Origin of the sequence: Marinomonas fungiae, from assembly GCF_001418205.1 — a bacterium.
Taxonomy (GTDB): domain Bacteria; phylum Pseudomonadota; class Gammaproteobacteria; order Pseudomonadales; family Marinomonadaceae; genus Marinomonas; species Marinomonas fungiae.
The window spans coordinates 145,646-171,263 of the sequence record NZ_LIQF01000008.1 but is presented as its reverse complement, the minus strand read 5'-3'; the positions used below and the strand labels follow the sequence as shown (position 1 = coordinate 171,263).

Below are 25,618 nucleotides of genomic sequence, written 5' to 3'. Positions count from 1 at the left end.
GCCCAATCTTCAAGTTTTTTTCTTATCTCGGGACGATTAATATCAATAAGTCATGTAGAATATTTGAATTCTCAGACTAGTGAAGTTTTAAGACAGTTTTATTATGAGCAACGAAATTCTGCAAAAAGTAAAAGAACTAACTAAGGATGGCCGTGCGGAGGTCCCAAGCTGGACTCCACGCCCTAGCGCAACGCGTTTTACTGATGTTGGCGATATTGAAGGCATGCGTGTTGCAGGCAAATTAGCCGGTGAAGTACTGACTATGCTTGAGCCATATGTGGTTCCTGGTGTCACCACAGATGAACTAGACATCATCGTGCACAACTACATTGTTAACGAGCAAGGCGCCATCCCTGCCCCACTTAACTATCACGGCTTTCCGAAATCGTGCTGCACCTCTGTAAATGACGTCATCTGTCACGGCATCCCAAATGACAAAGCGCTCAAGAAAGGCGATGTCGTTAATATTGATATTACTATCATTAAAGATGGCTACTATGGCGATACAAGCAAGATGTTCTGTGTTGGCCAAGTTCCTGCGCACGTAGAACGTCTGTGTGCCATCACTCAAGAAAGCCTATACCTTGCCATCAAAATGGTAAAACCAGGTGTTCGCCTAGGTGATATCGGTGCCGCGATTGCTGATTTTGCACATAAAAACCACTACTCAGTGGTCGAGGAGTACTGTGGCCATGGCATTGGCACAACCTTCCATGGCGAGCCACAAGTGGCCCACTACGGACGCCCTGGCACTGGTGTGATTTTAGAAGAAGGCATGACTTTTACAATTGAGCCCATGATCAATGCGGGTAAAAAACAGGTCAAGCATACAGGTCCCGACAACTGGATTGCGAAAACCAAAGATGGCCGCCTATCGGCACAGTATGAGCACACATTATTAGTGACTGCTGACGGCGTTGAGATTTTAACTTTGCGTCCAGACGATACCATTACTCTCTAATTTGTTGCCCTGCCGTACAACCAAAGAGGCCTTATATGGATTTCCCTGCATTTCCTGATGCTCCACCTTTGTTTAGCCAAGCGGAAAAGGTTGAATTGGCATCACCTAGCACTGGTGCCAAACGTTTCCGCGAGATGTTGAGCGAAAAAACAAGGGCGTATAATGACTTATTCCATGATTTGTACCCGATTGAAAAGCTCGTAAAAGGTCTCTCTGGATTGTATGACGAAGTCATGCATGCCGCTTGGATTCGCGCTGGTCTACATGAAGAAAATGATACCGCGATGGTTGCCGTCGGCGGCTATGGACGCAGTGAGTTACACCCAAAGTCAGACATTGATCTGCTAATTCTATTAAAAGATGGCTGCGAGCCAAATGCCGAAAAAATCGAAGCGTTTATTACCTTTTTATGGGACCTAAAGCTCGATGTTGGCCATGCGGTACGCACCATTAGTGACTGCGCCGCGTTAGCCGAAGTTGACATCACCGTTATTACCAACCTCATTGAGTCTCGCACTCTGTACGGCAACTCAGATTTGCTCGCTAACCTCAAGCTAAAAATTGATGTTAGCCATATGTGGGATGGTCATACGTTTTACCGTGCAAAACTATTAGAGCAGCAACAACGTCACGCAAAGTATCAAAATACGGCTTACAACCTAGAGCCCAACTTGAAAGAGTGCCCTGGTGGTCTGCGCGACATGCAAGTCATCGACTGGGTGGCTAAACGCCACCTCCACACCCACCGTCTCAGCGCTTTAATCGAGAAACAGTTTTTATCTGAAGACGAGTACATGCAAATCAAAGGTGCCGTTTCACACCTTTGGCGTATTCGCTGGGCCCTACACACCATTGTCGGTCGTAAAGAAGATCGCTTACTGTTTGACCATCAACGCACTCTGGCTAAAGAGTTTGGCTTCGATGACGAAGACCTGAAACGCAATGTTGAGCGTTTTATGCAAGGCTACTATCAAAGCGTAGCGGCAATCCAGCAGCTAAATGATCTATTACTGCAGCACTTTGAAGAATCCTTCCTCCATATTGACGAAAATCCAGACATTGAAGTCATCAACGAGCGCTTTCAGATCAACAATGGCCAGCTTGAGATTCGCCATCCAGAGGTTTTCTCAGAGTCCCCTTCAGCAATGCTCGAAATCTACAAGATCATGGGGGATCGCAGTGAGTTCAAAGGCATTCGTGCTAATACCATGCGCGCCCTGCGCGACAACTTAGAGCTGGTCGATGAGACCTACCGAAATAATCCAGTCAACACCAATTTATTTCTCGATATCATCGCTAGCCGTTATCGGATGACGACCATTTTGCGTTCAATGAAGCACATTGGTTTACTCGGTCGTTATTTGCCAGAGTTTGGCGCCATCATTGGTCAGATGCAGCACGATCTATTCCATATTTACACTGTCGATGCGCACACACTTCAGCTGGTTGAAAACCTGCGTCGCTTCCTATTGCCAGAAAGTCGTTCGCTGTTTCCTATTTCGTCTCAAGCTATTCGCCACATCGCTAAAGTTGAGCTAATTTACATTGCCGGTCTCTATCACGACATAGCCAAAGGTCGAGGCGGAGATCACTCAGAGCTTGGTTGTGTTGATGCTCGACTATTCTGTGAACGCCACGGTCTCAATAAACACGAAACGGATTTAATCGAATGGCTGGTGCGCCACCATTTATTAATGTCTGTTACCGCGCAACGCAAAGACATCTCTGACCCTGAAGTGATTTGGGAATTTGCCAGCATTGTCAGAGACCAAGAGCACTTAGATTACTTGTTCCTACTGACTGTTGCTGACATCAATGCTACCAACCCAAGCATGTGGAATAGCTGGCGCGCTTCGTTAATGCGCCAGCTGTACCTTGAGACCAAGCGCGCACTTCGCCGCGGTTTGGACTTCCCTATTGATGCAGACATGCAAAGCGATGAACACAAACAGCGCGCTCTCGAGATTCTAATTGAACGCAATGCTGACATTATTGAAGCGGAAAACATTTGGTCAGAAATCGAAGACGAATACTTTATTCGCTCCAGCGGAGAAGAAATTGCTTGGAACACTGAAGCCATTCTAAATCATCGCCCAAGCACCAAGCCCTTGGTTGCCATCAGTCCTCTTGGTGGACGTAACTTTTCAGGCGCAAGTAAAGTCTTTATTTATACACCCATCGCAAGCCATCTGTTTGCAGTAACCGCTGCACTGTTTGAACAAATGGGTTTAACCATTCTGGATGCCAAGATCAATAACACTTCCAACCACTATAGTTTGGATACCTTTGTAGTAATGGAGAGCGGCGAAAATTGCGACACCACGCTGCACTTAGATCGCGAGCGCATTGAATTGGTGAAAAAGACCCTTATAGAGCAGCTAGATTCCCCTTCTTTGTATGAGAGTGTCGTAAAGCGATTCACGCCGCGACACCTTAAGATTTTTAACGCGCCATCAACCGTTCACTTCGTCAGCCAGCCAGAAGAAGTTTGGTCTGCACTGGAAGTCACCGCTCCAGACCGCCCTGGTTTGCTAGCATTAATTGGCCAGTTTTTTATGGAGCACAATATCATGCTTCATAAAGCAAAAATCGCTACACTAGGCGAACGTGTAGAAGACACCTTCTACATCACTGAGGCAAATGGCGACCTCATTACTGACAGTGACCGAATGGAACATATCTGCGACGCTCTAAAACACAGTATTGATCGCTTTTCACAAGCTATGGAATAAATAACCACATGAACCCTCTGATTCATTCCTTACACCCTTACCCATTCCAAAAGTTGGCTGATCTTTTGGCGTCAGTGACACCAAATGCGGATTTACCACTTATAAAACTGACCATCGGCGAACCGCAACACGATGCTCCAAGCATCGTTCTGGAAACACTAAAAAACGCTTTGGATGGCGTGTCAAAATACCCTTTGACGAAAGGGGAAAGTAGCCTACGTGAAGCCATTTCCGACTGGGCTGTAAAGCGCTTTAACCTCAAATCACTGAGCGCAGAGACACAGATTTTGCCTGTGACTGGCACCCGCGAAGCATTATTTGCCATCACCCAGGCATTGGTCGGCGAAAAGTCGAACCCACTTGTCGTAAGCCCAAATCCGTTCTACCAGATCTATGAAGGCGCCGGTATTCTGGCTGGTGCTGAGTTGCATTACCTACCGTGTGATGCCAACAACCAATACAAAATTGATTACCAAGCCGTACCTGAAGAGGTATGGAAGCGCTGTGAAATGCTGTTTGTCTGTTCGCCAAACAATCCGGCTGGCTCCGTCACCACACTAGACGAATATCGTTTTTTGTTAGAGAAAGCCAAGCAGTATGACTTCGCCATCATTGCCGATGAGTGCTACTCCGAGATTTACTTTGAAGAGAAGCCACTAGGCCTCTTGGACGCGTGTGTGCAACTAGGCAATGACGACTACGATCACTGTTTGATTTTCCAATCCCTGTCAAAGCGCTCCAACCTACCTGGTCTGCGCTCAGGTTTTGTTGCTGGTGATGCTAAACTGCTAACCCCATTTTTGCAGTACCGTACTTATCATGGCTGTGCTATGCCGTTGCACCATCAACTAGCATCAATCACCGCTTGGAACGATGAAGAGCACGTCGCCAATAACCGCGAAATCTACGGTCGTAAGTTTGATCAAGTGCTAGAAATCCTATCCCCAGTGATGACAGTTGAAAAACCAGAGGCTGGTTTCTACCTATGGCCGAAACTGCCAATGAACGATGAAGAATTCTGTATCAAGCTGTACCAAGAAGAATCGGTTTTAGTTCTTCCTGGCAGCTACCTAGGTCGTGAAGTAAACGACCATAATCCTGGACAAAACCATGTGCGCATGGCGCTTGTCGCAGAAGAATCTGAATGTGTTGAGGCCGCTCAACGCATTGCCCGTTTTATGAAAAAACACCAAAACCTTTAACATTAAATTTTCAGGAGCACTTACTCTAATGAGCGACTCTACTTTTGCAATTGGCCTAGGCATTGGCACAAAAAACGCTGAAGGTACTTGGTTAGAAGTTTTCTACCCTTCACCAATCGTTTCTCCAGAAAAAAGCATCATTGATGCGGTAATGGAAAGCACGAACTACGAAGGCGGCAACGCAACACTTGTGTTGGACGAAAGCGATCTAAACCGCCTACACCTTGCGCTACTAAAAGCAGGCCACATTGAACTAGGTGAGCGTGCATCACGTCTTAAAGCGTCTTCTCAGCCAGTGGTACTGTGCGTACTAGAAAGCGACGAAGCGCCAGCAAACCCAGCAGAAGTGTACTTGAAACTGCAATTGATCTCGCACCGTCAAGTGAAGCCACATGGCACCAAACTAGACGGCATGTTTGGTCTACTAGTCAATACGGCTTGGACGAGCGAAGGCCCAATCGATGTTCGTGAACTGGCTGACCGTCAGCTAGACGCACGCATGCAAGGCCGCACTATCGAAGTCTTCAGCGTGGATAAGTTCCCTAAAATGGTGAACTTCGTGGTACCAACCGGCGTACGTATCGGTGATGCAGCGCGTATCCGTCTAGGTGCCCACCTAGCGGAAGGAACCACTGTAATGCACGAAGGTTTCGTCAACTTCAACGCTGGTACCCTAGGTACGAGCATGGTGGAAGGTCGTATCTCTGCCGGTGTGGTAGTGGGTAACGCATCAGACCTAGGCGGTGGCTGTTCGACTATGGGTACACTTTCTGGTGGTGGTAACATCGTTATTGCTGTCGGCGAAGAGTGTCTAATCGGTGCCAACGCTGGTATCGGTATCGGTCTTGGTGATCGTTGTACGGTAGAGTCTGGTCTATACATCACAGCAGGCTCTAAAGTAGCCGTATTGGACGAAAACAACGACGTGGTTTCTGTTGTGAAAGCGCGCGATTTGTCTGGCCAGTCAGACCTTCTATTCCGTCGCAACTCTGAAACCGGTGCGATTGAATGTAAGACCAACAAAACGGCGATCGCTCTGAACGAAGCGCTGCACGCGCACAACTAACCAGTAGCTATGACAATGCCGAATCCCCTTTGGGGCTTCGGCATTTTTTCGACTACAAGATAGCTCGACTAGAAAATAGGAAAACACGGTGACAACTATTTACGGCATCAAGAACTGCGACACCATGAAAAAGGCGTTTCGCTGGCTAGAAGAAAACAACGTAGAATATGCCTTCCATGATTACCGCAAAGACGGCCTAGAGCGAGACCTATTGGCAAGTTGGATAGAACAATTAGGCTGGGAAGCAGTTGTCAACAAACGCGGCACAACATGGCGTAAGCTTGAACCCGAGATCCAAGCCGCCATGAACAATGAAACCGCCGTTGAAGTATTGCTAGAGCAGCCTGCAATGATTAAGCGCCCATTGTTGGATCACCAGCAATCCCTTACACTTGGCTTCAAACCAGAACAGTACCAAGCTATTTTTCAGCAGTAATCATCAAACTACTCAGCAATAACTGGAACATAATACATCTTATCAGCACTATTAGGCTCATCTGATCGATGGACAACATGCACTTTAGGAGCGCTATTAGCAGGGCGATCTGGCGTAATAACAGGAACATAGTAAGCTTCTTGTATTTGCGACTTCGAGCCACCTAGTATCGTACATCCAGAGAGTAAAATAGCCGCTATGCTAAGTAAGCCTAATTTCATTATGTCACCTATTAAAGAGAAGTCTGCTCGACAAAAGTTAAGGTAACCAAACACAACGCAAAGGTAAAGAATGACGCAACTTACGCCCACTCTAGCACTGGCTCTAGACCTTATTTCCCGCCCATCTGTCACGCCTGAGGACGAAGGTTGCCAAGACCTGATGATCGAACGCTTGGAAAAAATAGGGTTTGAGATCGAACGCATGCCATTTGGACATGTTAAAAACTTCTATGCCAAACGCGGTAACAAAGGTCCTAATCTATGCTTTGCTGGACACACTGATGTCGTCCCAGCAGGCCCTGAGAGCGAGTGGAAAGTACCGCCATTTGAGCCTGAAATCATTGATGGTGTCTTGTTTGGCCGAGGCGCAGCTGACATGAAGGGCAGTTTAGCGGCAATGGTAACCGCGGTAGAAAATTTTGTTGCAGAACATCCTGATCACAATGGGCAAATCTCATTTCTGATCACCAGCGATGAAGAAGGGCCATTTGTCGATGGCACGACTCGTGTAGTCGACACACTGATGGAGCGCAATGAAAAAATCGACTGGTGTATCGTTGGCGAGCCTTCCAGCACCAAGACTCTAGGCGATATCATTAAAAATGGTCGCCGTGGTTCATTCAGTGGTGACCTAACTGTATATGGCAAACAAGGCCACGTGGCCTACCCGCATTTGGCCATCAACCCGATTCACTTAGCTGCGCCTGCTCTAGCAGAACTGGCCAGCACCCATTGGGATAACGGCAACGAGTTCTTCCCACCAACCAGCTTCCAAGTTTCAAACCTTAACTCAGGTACTGGCGCAACCAACGTGGTACCAGGCAAGCTGCATGCACAGTTTAACTTCCGCTTCTCTTCTGAGTTAACATTTGATGACCTGAAGGAAAAAGTACTGCACATTTTGGATAAGCATGAGCTGCAATACGATATCGAGTGGACCTACAACGGCTTACCTTTCCTAACAAAACCGGGTGAGCTCGTAGATGCGATTGTTGATGCAGTGCAAACCACAGTCAATATCACACCTGAGCTATCGACATCTGGCGGCACATCAGATGGCAGATTCATTGCTAAGATGGGTACACAAGTAGTGGAATTAGGCCCAATCAATGCCACGATTCACCAAATTAACGAATGCATTGATGCCGAAAGTTTGAATCAACTTTCCCTAATTTATCAGCGCATTTTGACTAACTTGATGGCAAAATAGGCGCGCTGTGAGTAAACCACTTTCTTTGCTTCATAAACTGGCATTAAAACTGGGCCAAAATCCAAGGCTGGCCTTGATGAAGCTGATTCAAGGCGGACTTCTGTTTGCCTTTGGTGTACTCATGATTTTTGTTGCAAACAACTTAGTCATTGACTCTATTCAGCGTGAAATCATTGCTCTCATCGGGCTCGTTATTGCAGCCCTTGGCGTGATTTGGTCGCTGATTGGCTATTTATCCATGAGCGTATTGCGTATCTACCACATGTTAAATAAGAAGGATTAATCCGATGCAGCCCGATATCGAAATCTATCTCTTGTCGTGTCCGACGGAGCGTATCATTAGTTGGCTGGAGCAAGACTTCTCTGTTCTAGATATGCGTAAACCTAGCGACATCGCCACCAAACTGCATTTAGATTGGAACGGACGTGACATCCCCGTCACCATTCTTGAACAAGCGGCAGGAAAACGCTTCACTTCCATTTGGTTTGACGCTGAGCAAACCCCTTGGGACAGCGACAGGGAATGCGCCAAGCGCGCGTTCGAAGCGTTACAGTGCGAAGTTCGTTGTAATTATCAAGGGTGGCAAGAAGACGGGCAGGAAGACCCCGATCTTTGGTGGCGTATCAACGCTGACGGCGAAGGCCCCTATATCTGGCGCTAACACTAATGCTAACTCTTTGCTAAACATCGAGATGTAAGAGAAATACTATGCAAATTACTATGCTGAAAGGCAAACTTCACATGGCATCAGTCACTCAAGCCGAGCTTTGGTATGACGGTTCATGTGCGATCGACAGCGACCTAGTGAAGCTTGCTGGCCTGCGTGAATTCGAAAAAATCGACATTTACAATGTCGACAACGGTGAGCGCTTCCATACCTATGTTATCCTTGCAGAGGCTGGCTCTGGCACCATCTCAATGAACGGCGCGGCTGCTCGTAAAGTTCAAGTCGGTGACCGCGTGATCATCGCTGCGTACGCGCAAATGGATGAAGCCGAAGCCAATAACTTCGAACCAAAGCTGGTCTACTGCAACAAAGACAACACGGTTGAGCGCACGGCAAACACCATCCCAGTTCAAATCGACTGATACTTGACGTTCGAAATTGGATAGAAAAAGGTCGCCTAGGCGACCTTTTTTTGTGGGCTTACGCAGCACGCAAAAGCGAGCTCTAAGCTTATTTCGTTGCTGCTAGGGCTGCATCGTAGTTAGGCTCTTCCGCTGTTTCAGACACTTGCTCAGTGTAAACAACTTCGCCTTGCTCATTGATAACAACTACAGAACGAGACAATAGGCCTGTAAGTGGACCTGTTACAAACTCAACACCGTAGTCTTTGCCAAAGTTTGCACGGAAACTTGAACCAGTGACTACGTTTTCAAGACCTTCGGCACCGCAGAAACGCGCCAAAGCAAATGGCAAATCCGCTGAGACGCAAAGCACTACTGTATTTTCTAGGCTAGACAACGCCTCGTTAAACTTACGAACTGACGCTGCACACACACCCGTATCAACCGATGGAAAAATATTAAGTACTAGCTTTTTGCCTGAGTAATCTGACAAAGAGGTTGTCGATAGATCCGTTTTTACCAATTCAAAATTAGGCGCGTGTACACCAACTCGTGGTAGCTCACCAACGGTCTCTATAGGATTACCTTGCAAAGTTACTGTAGCCATAATGTCCTCTCAATATAATATGGGGGCTTAATTTGATTCCGCCCCCGTTGTTTTAACCTTTGACAATAGAGACGTTTTCCGCCTGCTTACCCTTCTCGCCTTCCGTTACCGTAAAACGAACTTTTTGACCTTCAATTAAGAAGCGGCGGCCACGTCCACGAATGGCACGGTAATGTACGAACACATCATCACCGTTCTCCATAGTTAGGAAACCAAAACCTTTAGAAGAATTAAACCACTTAACCGTGCCAACTTCACGATCATCATTTTCTTCCTCGATTTCTGCATCATCTGAATCGGCAGAAGATGACTCAATAGAAGCACTATCTGAGCGCGATAATACAGCACCAAGATAAACCGTTACCAAAGTAACAACAAAGTAGACTAGGTAGTGCTCACCAATTTCAACTTGCACTAAAGGAGCAATAATTAGAGGCGTCACCAAAGCAAAAATAAGACTAACTAAAAATGCACGTACTGATAAAAACATTGGAGTTCCTTGAATATGTTTAAAGATTTTCTTGTTATTTGTTCCCAATATACACGCCTATTAGTTTAGTAGTGTGTGCCTCAAAACTTCCAACCGTTAGATCAATGTTCAAAAAGAAAAAGTCCAACCATTGAAAATAGTAGCGCTAACCACTATTAAAGAACTGAATAGAACGTACATAATGTCAGCAAAAATCGCGCCAGCTAAACATCATAAGTAGTGTAGTCGCTGTTTAATTGATACGCGAAATTAAGTACTTAGCACTCTTGAAGACTACCATATAGCAGCCATCTATGAATACCTCAGACCTATTAAACCGTATCGACGAACTGGAGATCCGTAGCCAGTTTCAAGAAGAAACCATCGATGCGCTAAACAGCGCATTAACTTATCAACAACAAGATATCTTGTTACTTAAAGAACAAATCAAGTTGCTCGCAAAACGATTGAAAGATCAAGACCAAAACTCAGATTCAGGCATCAACAGTGCTATTGAAAAACCGCCACATTACTAAATAGACGGCTCTGCGCCATGATCTAAAGAACGCTTAACATACACATCAAAGCGCCCCGATTTACCATCAAGTCGATAACTCGGCTCTTGGTTATCTAAATATGGGGCGCCTTTTGGACGTTTTACTACCACACGATAACGAGCTAAGCCCATAGCTTGCGGCAATAATGCGTCCGCATCCTCATCATGCCCCACCAAATCACGGAAAAACGCCATTTCCTTTTTCACTGCAGCAGAGGACTTATCATTGTGCGGAAACATAGGGTCTAAGTACACTACGTCAACACACTCTTCATCGCTAATATCAAAAATGGTACCTTTAGCAAGCGTCATGTGCGCCATAATATCTTCGATATCTGCTACCATACGCGCCCGCTCAAGACCGTCAAATAATAATTCGCGGACAAAGCCAACACGCTCAAATAAAGTAACATCACAGCCCAAACTTGCCAGCACAAAGCTATCACGCCCAAGACCTGCCGTAGCATCGTAAACACTTAAATCAGCGCGTTTATTTAAGCCGCAGGCCTTAGCTATATCCTGCCCTTTTCCGCCACCAAATTTACGTCGATGATCCGCTGCACCACTTGCCAGCTCAACACAGACGGGTTTAGGCGCCCCCTTCCCCGTCTTCGCAATCACTAAAGCATCATCTTGATGCATTAAAAGATAATCGTACTGAGTGGCAAACTTTAGTTCTGTTGTTAAGCGAAATTTCGGCAGCGCTAAACGCTCAGCCAACTCAACTACATGAGTGTCAGAGTTGCGGTAAGCCACCGCAAGAGAATTAGGCGTAAACATCGATACCTATTAATTGATGACGAGGGTTATTTGGGGATAAAGATTCTGTAGACTGATAAGCTTCTATGGCTTGCTGTGCCAAAGCACTTAAACCATCAACTTTAAAAAAGCGCGCAGATTGAGCACTGGAAGCTTGTTCAAAACTTTGCACAGTGCTGGGTAAAGGTATGCTAGAGCCTTGCTGTCGATCTTGATTGGTAACCGCAGGCACCTTTGAGCGGCTGCTGTAATCAGATCCACCTTGCGGAATAACTGGAAAACTACCACCAATCTTCATTCGTTAACTCACCTTCACCAACCATAGCAAAAGCGCGCCCAGCGCCAATCTGTATATCATAAACGGTAAAAAGCCAATTTGACTCAACCATTTTAAAAATAGATGAATACAAAGATAAGCACTTAATGCCGAAAGCACAACGCCCCAAATGATCGAATGCCAATCTACCACCAATAAATGTTGGCCTGAAAGCAGCTCAAGTGACTTTAGGCTTCCTGCAGCCACTATGATCGGGATTGATAAAAGAAATGAAAAACGGGCTGCAGCATCACGACTAAATCCCATAAAGCGAGCAGCGGTCATGGTCACGCCTGAACGAGATGTCCCTGGGATTAAGGCAAGTGCCTGAGCAACACCAATCACTAATACGCTGGGCAGCCTTAATTGTTGGATATCTTTAGCATGAGCAAAAAAGCGATCAGACACCCAAAGCAAGACCCCAAAACCAATAGTGCTATAAGCAATCACTTCGATTGAGCGAAAGTTTGCCTCTATAAAATGATTGAAGCACAACCCCACTAGCACAGCAGGTATCGTAGCTAATATCACCCACCAGCCCAGACGGCTGTTTGATGTCGCCCGAGCACCAAGCAGAGAGGCACTCCAATCTTTTAAAATGAAGTAGACATCACGCCAGAAGTAGCTAACAACGGCAATCAAGGTCCCTACATGAACAGCCACATCGAAAGCCAAGCCCTGATCCGGCCAACTTACTATTTGTGAAGGCAGGATCAAATGAGCCGAGCTTGAGATGGGCAAAAATTCAGTTAGACCTTGGATCAGCGCCAAAAAAACGATGTGATACCACAACATTAATTATCGCTTACCTATTCGGGCAGGCTGCTTTTCCCAAGTGATTTCATCACGCAGATACACTGGCAACGCCTGATCCGCACTCACCACATTGTTCAGGGAAAACTCATACGCGGCTAACTGAGCAATACACGCTGCACGAGGAGCAATCTCTGACAGCACCTGTATCGCTGGCGCTGGCAAGACGTCATTAAGGCGCTCTTGATAGATCCAACCAGACCCAACGCCTTGATAAGCCTGCTCTATTTGAGTGAGGTTATCCGGGACAATCACACGCTCCGCATAGGTTTCCGTTGCAACCCAAAACTCGTCTTGTTTCGCAATATGATAACCACCGACGTAGATTTCTCCCATACGGGCGTCCAGTGCAGCGAGCCAATCATCATGGTAAGTCGCTTGATGCGCTTCAAGAGCCATCGCTGCCAAAGTTGAAATAGGCACAACAGGCAAATCAGCACCGTAGGCCAAACCTTGTACCACACCTGCGCTGATGCGCAATCCAGTAAAAGACCCCGGACCACGACCAAAAGCGATGGCATCCAACTGCGCTAGCGTTAAGCCAGCTTGGGACAAAATCTGATCCACCATCGGTAAGATCAGATCGTTATGCTGACGTGGTGCAATGCGGAAATCTTCCAGCACCACACCGTCTTGAATCAACGCCACCGAACAAGCTGGCGTTGAAGTATCCAAAGCAAGAATAGCGGTCATTGCGACATTAAGCCTTAAGCGCTGCTAGCAAGCCTTGTTTGATTTCATTTAGATCGCCAACACCGTTCACTTTCACGAACTTAGGTGCAGTCGCTGCGTCTTCTTGTTGCCAAGCTTGGTAGTAACCAATCAGTGGTGCTGTCTGATCGTGGTAAATCGCTAGACGTTTACGGACTGTCTCTTCAGTATCGTCGGCACGTTGAATTAGCTCTTCGCCAGTTTCATCGTCTTTGCCTTCGACTTTAGGTGGGTTGTAGATCACATGGTAAGTACGGCCTGAAGCTTCGTGCACACGACGACCGCTCATACGTTTTACGATTTCTTCGTCAGCTACATCGATTTCTACAACGTAATCAATTGCAACACCCGCGTCTTTCAATGCATCCGCTTGTGGCAACGTGCGTGGGAAACCATCGAATAATGCGCCGTTTGCACAATCTGCTTCTTGAAGACGCTCTTTTACCAGACCAATAATGATGTCATCAGAAACCAGTTGTCCTGCATCCATCACAGCTTTTGCTTTTAAGCCAAGCTCTGTGCCCGCTTTAACCGCTGCACGAAGCATGTCGCCAGTTGAAATTTGTGGAATACCAAACTCTTCCGTAATGAATTGAGCTTGAGTGCCCTTACCTGCGCCTGGCGCTCCTAACAAAATAACTCGCATAATTTATCTCCAATAGTCTGCGTAAAAACGGCAATACGAGTGAAGCACGCCCGTAGAAATAGATTAAAACGTGCACAACACAGAGCGAATTTTTATCGCTTCACCCGCTAATTATAATTTTTGAGGCCGCTAGAATACCGAAGCCTGCCCAAACTTTGCAAACAAACTTGTTGTTTTGTTACATTTGAGCAGGCTATGTCAGGTATATCTGGCGTTCGTTCCTTGTTTAGCCTGTATTTTGCATCCCGCTAGCAATACCCGCCATAGTAATCATCAAAGCCTTATTAACCGCTGCATTTTCACCGTCTAGACGACTGCGATGCAGCAACTCAGCTTGCAAGTAGTGTAATGGGTCGATGTAAGGATTACGCACATCGATAGACTGACGAATAGTCTTATTGTCTTCGATCAGGCGTTCCTGTTGCTTAATTTCTTTTACGAGCTCGCGCACTTGGTCCAGTTTGCGACGCAGTAAGTGACCCAAACCCTTAAGTTCAGCTGGCACCAGACGCTTTTCATAGTATTCTGCAATTTCTGGCTCAGCCTTCGCTAACACCATGTCTAGCATGTCTAGATAAGCACTAAAGAATGGCCAGTTTTTATGCATCTCACGCAATTTCTCAAGGTTGCCTGAGTCAATACTTTGCTGAAGCGCACTTTCTGACCCCAACCAAGCCGGCAACATCATACGAATCTGCATCCAAGCAAAAATCCATGGAATAGCGCGTAAGCTCTCTACCCCACCGTCTGATCGGCGACGTGCTGGGCGTGACCCCAGTGGCAGCTTCGCCAACTCTTGCTCAGGCGTAATGGTACGGAAGTAAGGTACAAAGTCCTCGTGACCTCGAACGATAGAGCGATATTGGTTCATACCCTCTTCGGCCATTTCATCCATCAACGCACGCCAATCAGCTTGCGGGCCTTCAGCCGGAATCAATGACGACTCCAATACTGCTGAGCAATAAAGCTCAAGAGAGCGTACCGCGATGTCAGGGATACCAAACTTAAAGCGGATCATTTCACCCTGCTCCGTAACACGGATAGAGCCTTGTACGGAACCAGGCGGTTGCGACAAGATTGCGACGTGCGCAGGGCCGCCACCGCGACCGACGGTGCCCCCACGCCCATGGAACAAAGTCAGGTGCACGCCGTATTTATCACATAATTTAGTTAAGGCTTCTTGGGCACGATATTGCCCCCAAGTGGCTGCAATTTGACCTGCATCTTTGGCCGAGTCTGAGTAGCCGATCATCACTTCTTGGTGCCCGTTAATGTAGGACTTGTACCAAGGCAATGAGAACAGTTGTTCAATGGTCGGCTTGGCATTATCTAAGTCTGCCAAGGTTTCAAACAAGGGCACGATGCGCATGTTGAAGTTTACGCCAGACTCTTTTAGCAATAGAGCCACTGCCAGTACATCCGATGGCGAACTTGCCATAGAGATAACATAGGAACCAAACGAGTTTTGATAGCCATTTGCAATCGTTTTAAAGGTACTCAAAACCTCAGCAACCATTGGCTCTGGTTGCCATTGATTCGGAATCAAAGGACGTTTTGAATTCAATTCCGCTAGCAAAAACGCTTGGCGAGATGCTTCATCCCATTCTGCGTAATCACCTAGACCATAAAAACGGGTGATCGCTGACAGAGCTTCAATGTGTTTCGAAGAATCTTGACGTACGTCTAGACGCACCAAAGTCATTCCAAAAGTTGCCACGCGGCGAATCAAATCCAACACCGAACCGTTGGCAATCACTTTCATGCCACAGTCTAAAAGCGACTGGTAACACAACGTCAAATCGTCCATTAACTCTTTGCTGTCGAGCATGATGCCTGCATCACTAACAGCTTGGCCATCTAACTTTGCTTTGGCCCAAGTTTTGGTTTTCTCAATGTTACGTTCAAGGTTGCGGATCACTTCGCGGTAAGGCTGAGGGCTATCACCAACACGCTCACGCAGTGCTTCGTTACATTGGGTCATGGAGAATTCTGAGCGCAGCTCAACCAAATCTTTCAGGTACAGATCCGCAGCCATCCAACGGGCTAAAATAACGACCTCTTCCGTCACTTTATGAGTCACGTTCGGGTTACCGTCACGGTCGCCGCCCATCCACGTAGCAAACCGAATTGGCGCTAAATCGAGCGGTAAACGCTCTTCGCCAGTGTATTGTTTGAATTGTTTATCAAGCTGGCGGAAGAACTGAGGTACGGCTTGCCATAGTGACTGTTCAATCACGGCAAAGCCCCATTTCGCTTCGTCAACTGGCGTTGGGCGCTCGGCACGGATTTCGTCAGTGTGCCATGCTTGGGTAATGATCTCGTTCAAGCGACGCACATGCTTTTGATGTTCAAGCGGCAGAATATTGTCTTTGTCTAACGCCTCTAGCTCATTGGAAATATTGTCGTATTTACGAATCAATGAACGACGTACCACTTCTGTTGGGTGTGCCGTCAGCACTAAGTCAATCGCTTGATTACGCAGTGCATCAACCATTTGCTCAGTGGTGAAGTTTTGTTCTTTTAGGCGCCCTAATAGATCACCAATAGGGTTTTTATAAATACCCTTACTTTCGTTTGAACGACGACGGTGTACACGATGGTACTGTTCAGCGATGTTAGAAAGGTTTAGGAACTGGTTAAACGCGCGAGCAACCGACACTATATCTTGATCATCCAACGCTTCTAACGCTTCAATCAAGGCACTTGAGTCGCCGCTCTGACGACCTTCTTTTGATAAACGGCGGATGTTTTCAACCGTTTCAAGGAAGCGTTCGCCCAAATGATTGCTCATGGTTTCCCCCAAGCAATCCCCTAACAACCGTACGTTTTCTCGTAACGAGGCTTGACGATCGGTCACAATACGTCTCCTTAGTTCTCTATATAAGCCCGCTATGCGAGTCTGACTTTATAAGCCGTTGGCTTTAGCTTGTTCCCACAACTGATCTAATTCATCCAACGAGCAATCAGTTAGGGGCTTTTGCTGCTCAGTTAAGGCGTTTTCAATGTACGCAAAGCGCCTTCGAAATTTCACATTGGTTTGCATCAATGCCTGTTCCGGCGAAATCGACAAATGCCTGGCTAAATTCGCCACCGCAAACAAAATATCTCCTAACTCAGCCTCTGCCTCGGTATGAGATAACTGCTCAATGGCTTCTTCTAATTCGTCTAATTCTTCCCGAATTTTGGCGAAAACAGGCTTCACATCCAGCCAATCAAAACCGACTTTGCCAGCTTGCTTTTGCAGTTTTACTGCTTGGCTTAGTACCGACATACTACTTGGCACTGCGTCCAAGAGGCCTGCTTCTAGCTTTCCTTTAGCTTGTTTTTCCTGCGTTTTAATTTGTTGCCACTGTTCGCCAATTTCTTGTTCCGAAAGTGGATTAGGACTGGCATAGCTGTCAAAACTTCCATCAGGAAACACATGCGGATGTCGACGCAACATTTTTTCTACAATGGTGTGCACGACATCAGAGAAGTTAAACACATTTTCTTCGCTGGCCATTTGCGCATGGAACACCACCTGAAAAAGCAAATCACCAAGTTCATCTTTCAAATCACTACGGTCACCACGAACAATCGCATCCATCACTTCATAAGCTTCTTCGATAGTATAAGGAGCGATCGTGGAGAAGTTTTGCTTCTGATCCCAAGGACAACCATATTGCTTATCCCGCAACATGGTCATCAACGCCAATAGGTCATTTAGACTGTATTTCAACTGTCGCGCTCCCGGAATACATCCAGAACGTTTGGCAATTGATTAATACGATGCAACAAACGCGATAATGCACTGATCTCACTGACTTCTATCGTAAAACGAATCGCAGCGGTGTGGTCTTCTCTAGCCGACAGCGTGTTCATCGATAGCAAGTTAACCTTTTCGTTGGCTAACAATGAGGTAATATCATTGAGCAGCCCGGTTCGGTCATAAGCCTGCACACGAACATTCACCGGATAGAGATTATCAACTTCCTCACCCCAGCTTACCTGTACCATACGTTCAGGCTCTTCTAATTGCAGTTGCGCCGCATTGATGCAGTCTTGACGGTGAATTGATACGCCACGACCCTGGGTGATGTAACCGACGATATCATCACCCGGAATAGGTGAGCAGCACTTTGCCATTTGCGTCAATAACTTGCCCACGCCCTGAATATGAATGTCATTATCAGACGTTTTATGTCGGCTTTTCTTCAGACGAATGGGGCGCGGCGCTGGCTCGCCATCCAGCCCGTGAATATCGTCAATGACACGTAATACTCTCGATAACTGAATATCACCAGCCCCAAGTGAGACATACACATCTTCACCACTGCTAAAATTAAAGCGCTCAGCGATGGCATCGTAGTCCAGTTTGTTCTCTTCTATCCCTAGGCGTTTCAATTGTTTATCAAGTACATTGCGACCCGCTTCAAGGTTTTTCTCACGGTCTTCGCGTCTAAACCAGCTTTGAATTTTCGCACGGGCACGGTTGGTATTGACGTAGCCCAGAGTTGGATGCAACCAATCACGGCTGGGACCACCATCTTTGGTGGTTAGAATTTCCACTTTGTCACCAGTTTTAAGGTGCGTCACCAAGGAGATAATTCGCCCATTGACTTTAGCACCACGACAACGGTGACCGATTTCTGTGTGGACACGGTAAGCAAAGTCGACAGGCGTTGCATTGATAGGTAAATCGACGACGTGGCCATCTGGCGTAAATACGTAGATACGATCCTGCTCAATATCGTTCATGACTTGCTCGCTCAGAGACTCCAAGTCACCTTGAACTTCATGAAAATCCAAAATCGTACGTAGCCACTGCAGCTTCTCTTCATAACTTGAGCTATTAGAGCTTAGGTCTGTGCCCTTGTACTTCCAATGTGCGCAAACACCTAGTTCTGCGTCCTCGTGCATTTTATGAGTACGAATTTGGATTTCCAATGCACGCCCTTGTGGACCAACAACGGCAGTATGCAACGACTGATAGCCATTTGATTTTGGGTTACTAATGTAGTCGTCAAACTCTTGCGGGATCGGTTTCCATAGATTATGCACAATGCCTAGGACGCCATAGCACTGCATCGGCTCATCCACTAGAATCCGCACTGCGCGCACATCGTAAACTTCATCAAATGGAATATTTTTACGGCGCATTTTGCGCCAAATACTGTAAATGTGTTTCGCTCGACCATTCACATCCGCATGAATGTTGATGGCCTCCATACGCTCTTTGAGTACAGTGATCACATCCTCAATAAATTGCTGGCGATCGAGACGCTTTTCATCCAACAGTTTGGCAATGCGCTTGTATTCCCCAGGATATAGATAGCGGAACGATAAGTCCTCAAGCTCCCACTTGATATGACCAATCCCCAAACGATGTGCTAAAGGGGCATACACGCTTTGTACTTCCAAAGCGACCGACTCTTTGCGTGCATCACTTTGATGCTTGGCTTCCTTGATAGCACAGGCACGCTCAGCCAGTTTGATCAAGACAACTCGCACATCGTCAATGATCGACACCAGCATTTTGCGCAGTGACTCCAGCTGATTTTCATGGCTACCAAGAACCTCAGCCGTCGTGTCTTTAGAGAGGTTCTTTGACACCTCTCCCATTCGAATAACACCCTCAATTAAAGAGGCCACTTTGCGACCAAACATGTCACTTACTTTTGACAATACCAGTTGGTCTTCACGCACCACACGATACAAAGCGGCTGCGATGAGAGAATCTTGGTCTGCACGAAAACCGGCTAAGATTTCGACCATTTCCAGTCCGGCACGAAAGGTACTGGCCTGCGGCCCCCAATAAGAGGATCTCCCGGATGCGGCTTCCGCCTGCCTCGCTAATTCGCAAGCCATTCTGAGGGGCACACGACTTGCGTCATCTACTTTGTCCGCAAATTGCGCCATCCAAGAATCGATGTCGACACTACCGTCTGCTAAAACCGGATGATCCTTTCTTACCGTAACCATATAACTACCCTTCTGGTAACAACTTATTTCTGCAATAACATCATTGTTTCAACGTGCGAAGTGTGCGGAAACATATCCATCATGCACACTTTAACCACCCGAAATCCATTTTCAACTAAGAACTCGGCATCCCTCGCCAAGGTGGATGCATTGCAAGAAACATACAAAATTTGTTGCGGTTTCAAGCGCACCAACGTTGGTAAAAATTCAAATGCACCAGACCTAGGAGGGTCTAGCAATGCCTTGGTAATTTTAGCCTTCTTTAATTGATTCGGCGGCGGCTGAGTTAAGTCTGCCGCCAAAAACTCCAAATTATCCAATTGAGCCTGTGCAGCGTTACTTTGCCCCATTTCCACCATGGACTCAATTGCTTCGACAGCTAACACTCGTCCTGCTTGTTTCGCCAACGGCAAAGAGAAGTTGCCAGCACCGCAAAACAAATCCAACACCACATCTTCTTTGCTAAGAGATAGCCAAGCCATCGCCTGATCAACCATTAGTCGATTGATTTCAGCATTTACTTGGATAAAGTCTTGTGGGTGAAAGTTCACTGTAAAATTATCTATGGTGTAGTGCCGTGGAGCGTCGATTGCAACCTTTTTCTGCTCAGGAGCCTGCCATAGCAAGGTTACGTGCTGCGCATCTGCCCATTGATTAAGCATCTGTTTATCCAATTCGATCAGCTCACGAGACTGGCGCAACACGACACATACGCCTTGATCATCGAATAACAATTCGATGTGTCCAAGCTTAGCGACCAAATTAGAACCTAATAGTTGTGCACGTAAGCTCTGATAAACGCTTTGTAGCATTGGCTCTAATACCTGGCACTGCTCGATGTCGATAATGGTATTAGACGCTTTCGCACGAAAACCAATTTGCGCTTGGTTATTTTTTACAAATACCGAAATGCGAGCACGACGGCGATAACCAAAATCCTTTCCCTCTAATCGACTCATTTCATCGGGCAGTGCTAACCTACGGAATTGCCCAGCAAGCCAATCAACTTTCAAATCACGCTGTGCTGCCACACTCATATGCTGTAGCTGACAACCGCCACATTGCTCGAAATGAGGGCAAGGCGGAGCCACTCGAACAGGACTGTCCTGTAAGCGCTTTAGCGTGATGGCTTGGTTAAATTGGCGCCCCTCCTTAATGACGCGAGCTTCCACCTTCTCTCCAGCGAGCGCGCCGTCAACGAAAGTCACTTTACCGTTTTCTCGAGCGACTCCATGCCCTTCATGGGTGGTGTTCTCGATGGTAAAAGTACGGATAGGAGAGGAAATAGGCTTATCCTGAGAAGGTCGAGTTCGACGATTTGATCGGTGTTTCAAGGCAACGTCTCTGACAAATAAATAATTGCAGATGATACCTTATTCGAACTCGACGACCTAGGGTAAGCCTCGGATTTTACTCAGCGTTAAACACACCGGTAGATAGGTAACGATCACCGCGGTCACAAATGATCACCACAATGGTGGCGTTATTTACTTGCCCTGACAGCTCTAATGCGGCACTGACAGCTCCACCAGATGACACGCCACAAAAAATTCCTTCTTCTTTCGCTAAGCGGCGCATGATCACTTCGGCATCTTCTTGATCCACATCCATCACGCGGTCAACACGCTTTTCATCAAAAATGGTTGGCAGATATTCTTTTGGCCAACGACGAATCCCCGGAATACTACTCCCTTCAGATGGTTGCAGACCGATAATTTGAATCTCCGCATTCTGCTCTTTCAAGTAACGTGAGATCCCCATAATAGTGCCAGTCGTGCCCATAGAGCTAACAAAGTGAGTCACTTGTCCCTGAGTTTGTTGCCAAATCTCTGGTCCAGTAGAGACATAATGCGCGCTAGGATTGTCTTGATTACCAAATTGGTTCAACACCTTACCCTTGCCTTCGGCTTGCATCTCAAGCGCCAGGTCACGAGCACGCTCCATGCCTTCTTCTTTGCTTACCAAATGCAGGATAGCGCCGTACGCCGTCATAGCTGACTTGCGCTCTTGGCTCATGTTATCCGGCATAATCAGATGCATTTCGTAGCCTTTAATCGCCGCCGCCATGGCCAAAGCAATCCCCGTGTTACCACTGGTCGCTTCGATAAGGCTATCGCCTGGCTGAATATCACCACGCAACTCGGCCTGAGCGATCATATTTAGTGCAGGACGATCTTTCACCGAGCCTGCTGGGTTTTGCCCTTCAAGCTTCAATAAGATGGTATTGCTAGGGTTAGGATTCAGCCGTTGTAGCTTAACTACCGGCGTATTACCTATAATAGATTCAATAGTAGGATATTCGATCATAAACTCAGACACTTGAGATATTATATAAATTAATGGTTTACGCTTTTTTACCAGAAGGTATTAGAATGCACATCCATCACAGATTAAAATACGAACTTGTTATAAATTTAGGTCCATAATGTTGCACTAGGAGTGACAGACTATGCAAAAACCTCTTTTGATCAGTGCTTTGCTTGCAACCCTTACACTATCTGGTTGCGATATGTTTGGGGGACCTTCAGCGGATATCCCCGATGCTGAACTCCGTCAAAAATGGCGTGAATGTAAAACGATTAGCAACCCTTCACGTACCAAGGTGCTTGCTTGTGAAAACTACGAACGAGAGTGCGATCGCCGTAAGAGCAAAGGTAACATAGCTTGTTACTAAACTTCTTGTAGAGAAATAGGAAATGAAAAATGCTCCCATCCAGTAGCTCAGCTCTACAATTAAAACTATGGAAAGCCATTTTTCTTCCTGTTTTCGGCATTTTGCTTAGCGCTTCCGTCATAATTTACCTCGTAGAGGTTTTTGATGGCAAAGCACAATTTGAGTACATTAATCGCTATCAAGCGGAGCAAGCCGCCAACGCCAGCGAGTACGCCCTGCTTTTTAACGATCGCAATCTAATCAATAGCAACATTCAAAGTTTATTGCGACAGCAGGATATCGTGGGTGCCAGCTATTTCAATAGCCAAGGAAACTTAATTGATGGCGTGGGGCAAACCAATGAACCTCAAGCCCCACTACCTAGCAAACCACACAGTTACTATCTCGATGAAGCAGATCAATACATCACGATAGCACCTATCTACTACGCTAATATCAGTCGAACTAGCTTATCAGACACCCCTTTTTTAGAGCCTAACGGTACTATTCTGGAAGATGCTATTGGCCTTTCAAAGGCCCCACAACAAGAGCTACTTGGCTGGATACAGGTCAACTCGAGCACTCAACGTGTACAATTGGAGAACATATCCATCGCTCTGACTGTAATGGGATACTTTATCTTTGCTGCGCTGTTTTGTGCTTTTATCTGTTGGCGCTACGCCTTACGAACGGCATCGCCATGGACAAATATTACTCACAGCCTAGCACTGATTATTAGTGGCGATTACGACAAGGCCCGCTCCATTAAGCTCCCTAATTACCTGCAAAAAACGCAAGAAGCATTGGACTACATTTCAGAACGACTTAAAAACTATCGCACGGAGCTAGAAAACGAGATCAATCAAATTACTAAAGAAACAAGGGAAAACGCCATTCTGTTGGAGGAAAAAAGCGCACAACTACACATTGCTAATAAAGAAGCAATGGAGTCCAACCGATTAAAAACTCAGTTTCTCGCTAATATTTCCCATGAAGTACGCACTCCGCTAAATGCCATTTTGGGGTACAGTAACCTATTACAGAAAGATATACTGAGCCCACAGCAACAAGTGTATGTCGATACTATCGCACAATCGACCAATGACCTGCTAACCACTATTGGCAACATTCTCGACTTCTCAAAAATTGAAGCCGGCAAAATGGTCGTACTAGACTGCGAAGACTTTAATATAAAAGACACCATTGATGATGTCCTGCACTCTTTGGCCTCAACCCCTTTCAGTGAAACCAAAGACATAGATCTTATTCCAAATTTCCATAGCAACATGCCCGACTGGGTAAAAGGCGATAAAACACGATTGCGACAGATTCTGAACAACTTAGTCGGAAATGCCATTAAATTCACTTCAACTGGTTCCATACGAATCTTCGCAAGTTGCACACAAATATCGCCTAATGATCTGGATATTTATGTAGAAGTGGTCGACACCGGATGCGGCATCCCAAACGAGAAACTTAGTCAACTGTTTAAACCCTTTTCCCAAGTGGACTCAAGCCACACACGCAGTTATGCCGGCACAGGACTAGGGCTGGTGATTACTAAAAAATTGATTGAACAAATGGGAGGCAATATTGGCGTCAACAGCGAATTGGGAAGGGGCTCAAATTTCTACTTCAATATTCGCCTACAAAGCTCTAGCAAAACCAGTGAAGCGCTACCGTCCCTTAATAAACACATCATTATCTATGAACCTAGTTGTAACTATCGTGAATACCTAAGCAATTGCTTATCACAATTGTCTGCAACCTTTGACTTTACCAGCTCAGTCGAACAATTTATGTCATCTCTACTTAACACAGAGAGAGACTATCACGCAGCACTAATTTGCACCGGCCTTCAGCAAACCGACGCGGAAGAAGCCGCCGAGCTGACTTATTACTTATCAAAACGCTATCAACTGCCTTCAATCGTACTGGCCAAGCCATCCAGCCATCTGGCTTTGCATGCCCAACAGTATCAACTCGCATCACACTTGGTGCAGAAACCTATCTCGCTAAAGCGGCTTTACAGCGCACTACACAACCAAACTCAATCTAGCACGCCTGTATTAGAGCCATTGCCGAGCATTACAGAAGACAACAAGGTTTGGCAGCATTTAGCGGGGCTACATTTGCTGGCCGTGGATGACACCGCAATCAACTTACAGCTGTTAGGCCACTGGTTAGAACCTCATCATATCAACCTAAGCTTGGCACATTCTGGTCAGCAAGCAATTGATATGGCCAACCAACAGCATTTCGATTTGATTCTAATGGACATTCAAATGCCACAAATGGATGGCATGGAAGCAACGAAGCATCTGCGTCAAATCCATGGTTATCAAGATACCCCTATTATCGCTCTGACCGCCCACGCTTTAGCTCAAGAACAACAATCTATCTTAGCCAGTGGGATGAACGCTTACCTCACAAAACCGATCAATGAAGAGACACTCTTAAGTACATTAAGTGAATGGTGCACCACCAACAAAAACCTCACCAGCCAGGTGGAAGAAGAGTTATCCGAGGTATTTGACCTAAACAAAGCCCTTTCGATGGCAGGTAACCGAGCTCAAGCGGCACGAGACTTGTTTGAAATGCTGATGCAATCTCTCACCGAGGACCGGCGTTTACTGATTCATCACTTTGAAAGCCGTGACCTTGATAAGCTGATCGCAACCGTACATCGTATACACGGTGCCAGCAAATACTCTGGCACCATCGAACTGACGAAGCATGCTAATTTCTTGGAGACCCATCTAAAGGAGCTGGGATTTGAGGAAGTAGAAGAAGTATTTGCCGACTTTCTAGCAAGCCTAGAACGTTTAGAAAATGCTCAAACGCTTATTCCGTGGCCTCAAGGGTCACAAATGCCAACGCAAACTGCATCTCATCCGACAAACTAAGATGCCATTTGACTGGGCGCTCAAGCATGATCTGAATACTTTCATCGACTTCTAGGATTGGTTTGCCTGATGGCAAATTGACGACAGTAAAGTGCTGAAAGCTGACCCCGGAGCCAATCCCTGTGCCTAAGGCTTTGACAGCAGCTTCCTTGGCGGCAAAACGTTTCGCTAAAAAAGACGCCGCTCGCTGCGGATTCAACTGGGCAAATTGCTCGCGCTCTGGCTCCGTCAAAATACGCTTAACAAAACGTTCACCCAAACGCTCAATTGAAGCGGCAATGCGCTCAATTTCCACAATATCAGTACCAACACCTAAAATCATAA

The 25,618-nt window shown here is 46.4% G+C and carries 26 protein-coding genes; 12 read left to right on the top strand and 14 right to left on the bottom strand.

Going from position 1 to position 25,618, the window contains the following annotated elements:
- Positions 1–103 precede the first annotated feature (103 nt).
- The 5 genes from map (at position 104) to ASC49_RS13320 (ending at position 6,397) form a co-directional block, all read left to right on the top strand.
- Complete coding sequence (map, locus tag ASC49_RS13340) at positions 104–961, top strand: type I methionyl aminopeptidase (protein ID WP_082443840.1); 858 nt, start codon at positions 104–106, stop codon at positions 959–961.
- 35 nt (positions 962–996) lie between these two features.
- A complete protein-coding gene (gene glnD / locus ASC49_RS13335; protein WP_055463743.1) occupies positions 997–3,693 on the top strand; it encodes a [protein-PII] uridylyltransferase in 2,697 nt (898 codons plus the stop codon).
- 8 nt (positions 3,694–3,701) lie between these two features.
- Positions 3,702–4,895, top strand: a complete 1,194-nt coding sequence (gene dapC / locus ASC49_RS13330) for a succinyldiaminopimelate transaminase (protein WP_055463742.1) — start codon at positions 3,702–3,704, stop codon at positions 4,893–4,895.
- A 28-nt stretch (positions 4,896–4,923) separates the two neighbouring features.
- A complete protein-coding gene (gene dapD / locus ASC49_RS13325; RefSeq protein ID WP_055463741.1) occupies positions 4,924–5,961 on the top strand; it encodes a 2,3,4,5-tetrahydropyridine-2,6-dicarboxylate N-succinyltransferase in 1,038 nt (345 codons plus the stop codon).
- Between the two features lie 88 nt (positions 5,962–6,049).
- The gene (locus ASC49_RS13320; RefSeq protein WP_055463740.1) at positions 6,050–6,397 is read left to right on the top strand and encodes an ArsC family reductase; all 348 of its coding nucleotides are present in this window, start codon (positions 6,050–6,052) and stop codon (positions 6,395–6,397) included.
- A gap of 8 nt (positions 6,398–6,405) precedes the next feature.
- Here ASC49_RS13320 and ASC49_RS13315 read toward each other — a convergent pair whose 3' ends face one another.
- A complete protein-coding gene (locus ASC49_RS13315) occupies positions 6,406–6,618 on the bottom strand; it encodes a hypothetical protein (protein ID WP_055463739.1) in 213 nt (70 codons plus the stop codon).
- Positions 6,619–6,688: 70 nt separating this feature from the next.
- Between ASC49_RS13315 and dapE the strand changes: the two genes are divergently transcribed.
- Genes dapE through panD form a run of 4 tightly spaced genes read left to right on the top strand, consistent with a single transcriptional unit; the run spans position 6,689 to position 8,918 of the window.
- Positions 6,689–7,828, top strand: a complete 1,140-nt coding sequence (gene dapE, locus ASC49_RS13310; protein ID WP_055463738.1) for a succinyl-diaminopimelate desuccinylase — start codon at positions 6,689–6,691, stop codon at positions 7,826–7,828.
- Between the two features lie 7 nt (positions 7,829–7,835).
- Complete coding sequence (locus ASC49_RS13305) at positions 7,836–8,111, top strand: hypothetical protein (RefSeq protein ID WP_055463737.1); 276 nt, start codon at positions 7,836–7,838, stop codon at positions 8,109–8,111.
- Positions 8,112–8,115: 4 nt separating this feature from the next.
- A complete protein-coding gene (locus ASC49_RS13300; protein ID WP_055463736.1) occupies positions 8,116–8,490 on the top strand; it encodes a hypothetical protein in 375 nt (124 codons plus the stop codon).
- Positions 8,491–8,537: 47 nt separating this feature from the next.
- Positions 8,538–8,918 (top strand): aspartate 1-decarboxylase, encoded by a 381-nt coding sequence (gene panD / locus ASC49_RS13295; protein ID WP_055463735.1) that lies wholly within the window; start codon positions 8,538–8,540, stop codon positions 8,916–8,918.
- A gap of 88 nt (positions 8,919–9,006) precedes the next feature.
- On the opposite strand, the gene tpx is transcribed toward panD, so the two are convergent.
- Both tpx and ASC49_RS20200 read right to left on the bottom strand, forming a co-directional pair.
- Positions 9,007–9,504, bottom strand: coding sequence for a thiol peroxidase (gene tpx / locus ASC49_RS13290; RefSeq protein WP_055463734.1), 498 nt, complete (start codon positions 9,502–9,504; stop codon positions 9,007–9,009).
- Positions 9,505–9,556: 52 nt separating this feature from the next.
- Positions 9,557–9,994, bottom strand: a complete 438-nt coding sequence (locus ASC49_RS20200; RefSeq protein WP_055463733.1) for a cold-shock protein — start codon at positions 9,992–9,994, stop codon at positions 9,557–9,559.
- A gap of 293 nt (positions 9,995–10,287) precedes the next feature.
- Here ASC49_RS20200 and ASC49_RS13280 point away from each other — a divergent pair, with 293 nt between their 5' ends.
- Positions 10,288–10,509, top strand: a complete 222-nt coding sequence (locus ASC49_RS13280) for a SlyX family protein (protein WP_055463732.1) — start codon at positions 10,288–10,290, stop codon at positions 10,507–10,509.
- On the opposite strand, the gene ASC49_RS13275 is transcribed toward ASC49_RS13280, so the two are convergent.
- From ASC49_RS13275 to cysM, 10 genes are all read right to left on the bottom strand, one after another.
- Positions 10,506–11,309: a class I SAM-dependent methyltransferase gene (locus tag ASC49_RS13275; RefSeq protein ID WP_055463731.1), complete on the bottom strand. Its 804-nt coding sequence runs from the start codon at positions 11,307–11,309 to the stop codon at positions 10,506–10,508. The two genes, ASC49_RS13280 and ASC49_RS13275, sit on opposite strands and share 4 nt — an antisense overlap.
- A complete protein-coding gene (locus ASC49_RS13270; RefSeq protein ID WP_055463730.1) occupies positions 11,296–11,586 on the bottom strand; it encodes a hypothetical protein in 291 nt (96 codons plus the stop codon). The genes ASC49_RS13275 and ASC49_RS13270 overlap by 14 nt, the downstream gene beginning before the upstream one ends.
- A gap of 3 nt (positions 11,587–11,589) precedes the next feature.
- Entirely contained in the window at positions 11,590–12,399 is an 810-nt protein-coding gene (locus ASC49_RS13265; RefSeq protein ID WP_055463729.1) for an undecaprenyl-diphosphate phosphatase, read from the bottom strand.
- A 3-nt stretch (positions 12,400–12,402) separates the two neighbouring features.
- Positions 12,403–13,110, bottom strand: a complete 708-nt coding sequence (gene tsaB / locus ASC49_RS13260; RefSeq protein ID WP_055463728.1) for a tRNA (adenosine(37)-N6)-threonylcarbamoyltransferase complex dimerization subunit type 1 TsaB — start codon at positions 13,108–13,110, stop codon at positions 12,403–12,405.
- Between the two features lie 7 nt (positions 13,111–13,117).
- Positions 13,118–13,774: an adenylate kinase gene (gene adk, locus ASC49_RS13255; RefSeq protein WP_055463727.1), complete on the bottom strand. Its 657-nt coding sequence runs from the start codon at positions 13,772–13,774 to the stop codon at positions 13,118–13,120.
- Positions 13,775–14,000: 226 nt separating this feature from the next.
- Positions 14,001–16,631 (bottom strand): phosphoenolpyruvate carboxylase, encoded by a 2,631-nt coding sequence (gene ppc / locus ASC49_RS13250; RefSeq protein ID WP_055463726.1) that lies wholly within the window; start codon positions 16,629–16,631, stop codon positions 14,001–14,003.
- A 48-nt stretch (positions 16,632–16,679) separates the two neighbouring features.
- Entirely contained in the window at positions 16,680–17,492 is an 813-nt protein-coding gene (gene mazG, locus ASC49_RS13245; protein WP_055463725.1) for a nucleoside triphosphate pyrophosphohydrolase, read from the bottom strand.
- Positions 17,489–19,735 carry a GTP diphosphokinase gene (relA, locus tag ASC49_RS13240; protein ID WP_055463724.1) on the bottom strand — a complete coding sequence of 749 codons (2,247 nt, stop codon included), beginning with the start codon at positions 19,733–19,735 and terminating at the stop codon, positions 17,489–17,491. Before relA ends, mazG begins: the two co-directional genes overlap by 4 nt.
- Positions 19,736–19,758: 23 nt before the next feature.
- Positions 19,759–21,069, bottom strand: a complete 1,311-nt coding sequence (rlmD, locus tag ASC49_RS13235; RefSeq protein WP_055463723.1) for a 23S rRNA (uracil(1939)-C(5))-methyltransferase RlmD — start codon at positions 21,067–21,069, stop codon at positions 19,759–19,761.
- Between the two features lie 76 nt (positions 21,070–21,145).
- Complete coding sequence (cysM, locus tag ASC49_RS13230) at positions 21,146–22,042, bottom strand: cysteine synthase CysM (RefSeq protein ID WP_055463722.1); 897 nt, start codon at positions 22,040–22,042, stop codon at positions 21,146–21,148.
- Positions 22,043–22,184: 142 nt separating this feature from the next.
- Here cysM and ASC49_RS13225 point away from each other — a divergent pair, with 142 nt between their 5' ends.
- Positions 22,185–22,409 (top strand): hypothetical protein, encoded by a 225-nt coding sequence (locus ASC49_RS13225; RefSeq protein WP_055463721.1) that lies wholly within the window; start codon positions 22,185–22,187, stop codon positions 22,407–22,409.
- A 29-nt stretch (positions 22,410–22,438) separates the two neighbouring features.
- A complete protein-coding gene (locus ASC49_RS13220) occupies positions 22,439–25,294 on the top strand; it encodes an ATP-binding protein (RefSeq protein WP_055463720.1) in 2,856 nt (951 codons plus the stop codon).
- Here ASC49_RS13220 and acpS read toward each other — a convergent pair.
- Positions 25,233–25,616 (bottom strand): holo-ACP synthase, encoded by a 384-nt coding sequence (gene acpS / locus ASC49_RS13215; protein WP_055463719.1) that lies wholly within the window; start codon positions 25,614–25,616, stop codon positions 25,233–25,235. The genes ASC49_RS13220 and acpS overlap by 62 nt on opposite strands.
- Between the last annotated feature and the right edge of the window lie 2 nt (positions 25,617–25,618).

What these genes read in the sequence shown, in the direction of transcription:
- dapD (WP_055463741.1), top strand. Translation starts at nt 4,924, where the DNA reads ATGAGCGACTCTACTTTTGCAATTGGCCTAGGCATTGGCACAAAAAAC.
- ASC49_RS13225 (WP_055463721.1), top strand. Translation starts at nt 22,185, where the DNA reads ATGCAAAAACCTCTTTTGATCAGTGCTTTGCTTGCAACCCTTACACTA.
- ASC49_RS13275 (WP_055463731.1), bottom strand. Translation starts at nt 11,309, where the DNA reads ATGTTTACGCCTAATTCTCTTGCGGTGGCTTACCGCAACTCTGACACT.
- panD (WP_055463735.1), top strand. Translation starts at nt 8,538, where the DNA reads ATGCAAATTACTATGCTGAAAGGCAAACTTCACATGGCATCAGTCACT.
- ASC49_RS20200 (WP_055463733.1), bottom strand. Translation starts at nt 9,994, where the DNA reads ATGTTTTTATCAGTACGTGCATTTTTAGTTAGTCTTATTTTTGCTTTG.
- ASC49_RS13300 (WP_055463736.1), top strand. Translation starts at nt 8,116, where the DNA reads ATGCAGCCCGATATCGAAATCTATCTCTTGTCGTGTCCGACGGAGCGT.
- ASC49_RS13220 (WP_055463720.1), top strand. Translation starts at nt 22,439, where the DNA reads ATGCTCCCATCCAGTAGCTCAGCTCTACAATTAAAACTATGGAAAGCC.
- tpx (WP_055463734.1), bottom strand. Translation starts at nt 9,504, where the DNA reads ATGGCTACAGTAACTTTGCAAGGTAATCCTATAGAGACCGTTGGTGAG.
- ASC49_RS13315 (WP_055463739.1), bottom strand. Translation starts at nt 6,618, where the DNA reads ATGAAATTAGGCTTACTTAGCATAGCGGCTATTTTACTCTCTGGATGT.
- glnD (WP_055463743.1), top strand. Translation starts at nt 997, where the DNA reads ATGGATTTCCCTGCATTTCCTGATGCTCCACCTTTGTTTAGCCAAGCG.
- tsaB (WP_055463728.1), bottom strand. Translation starts at nt 13,110, where the DNA reads ATGACCGCTATTCTTGCTTTGGATACTTCAACGCCAGCTTGTTCGGTG.
- acpS (WP_055463719.1), bottom strand. Translation starts at nt 25,616, where the DNA reads ATGATTTTAGGTGTTGGTACTGATATTGTGGAAATTGAGCGCATTGCC.
- cysM (WP_055463722.1), bottom strand. Translation starts at nt 22,042, where the DNA reads ATGATCGAATATCCTACTATTGAATCTATTATAGGTAATACGCCGGTA.
- dapC (WP_055463742.1), top strand. Translation starts at nt 3,702, where the DNA reads ATGAACCCTCTGATTCATTCCTTACACCCTTACCCATTCCAAAAGTTG.
- ASC49_RS13280 (WP_055463732.1), top strand. Translation starts at nt 10,288, where the DNA reads ATGAATACCTCAGACCTATTAAACCGTATCGACGAACTGGAGATCCGT.
- ASC49_RS13270 (WP_055463730.1), bottom strand. Translation starts at nt 11,586, where the DNA reads ATGAAGATTGGTGGTAGTTTTCCAGTTATTCCGCAAGGTGGATCTGAT.
- adk (WP_055463727.1), bottom strand. Translation starts at nt 13,774, where the DNA reads ATGCGAGTTATTTTGTTAGGAGCGCCAGGCGCAGGTAAGGGCACTCAA.
- relA (WP_055463724.1), bottom strand. Translation starts at nt 19,735, where the DNA reads ATGGTTACGGTAAGAAAGGATCATCCGGTTTTAGCAGACGGTAGTGTC.
- dapE (WP_055463738.1), top strand. Translation starts at nt 6,689, where the DNA reads ATGACGCAACTTACGCCCACTCTAGCACTGGCTCTAGACCTTATTTCC.
- map (WP_082443840.1), top strand. Translation starts at nt 104, where the DNA reads ATGAGCAACGAAATTCTGCAAAAAGTAAAAGAACTAACTAAGGATGGC.
- ASC49_RS13265 (WP_055463729.1), bottom strand. Translation starts at nt 12,399, where the DNA reads ATGTTGTGGTATCACATCGTTTTTTTGGCGCTGATCCAAGGTCTAACT.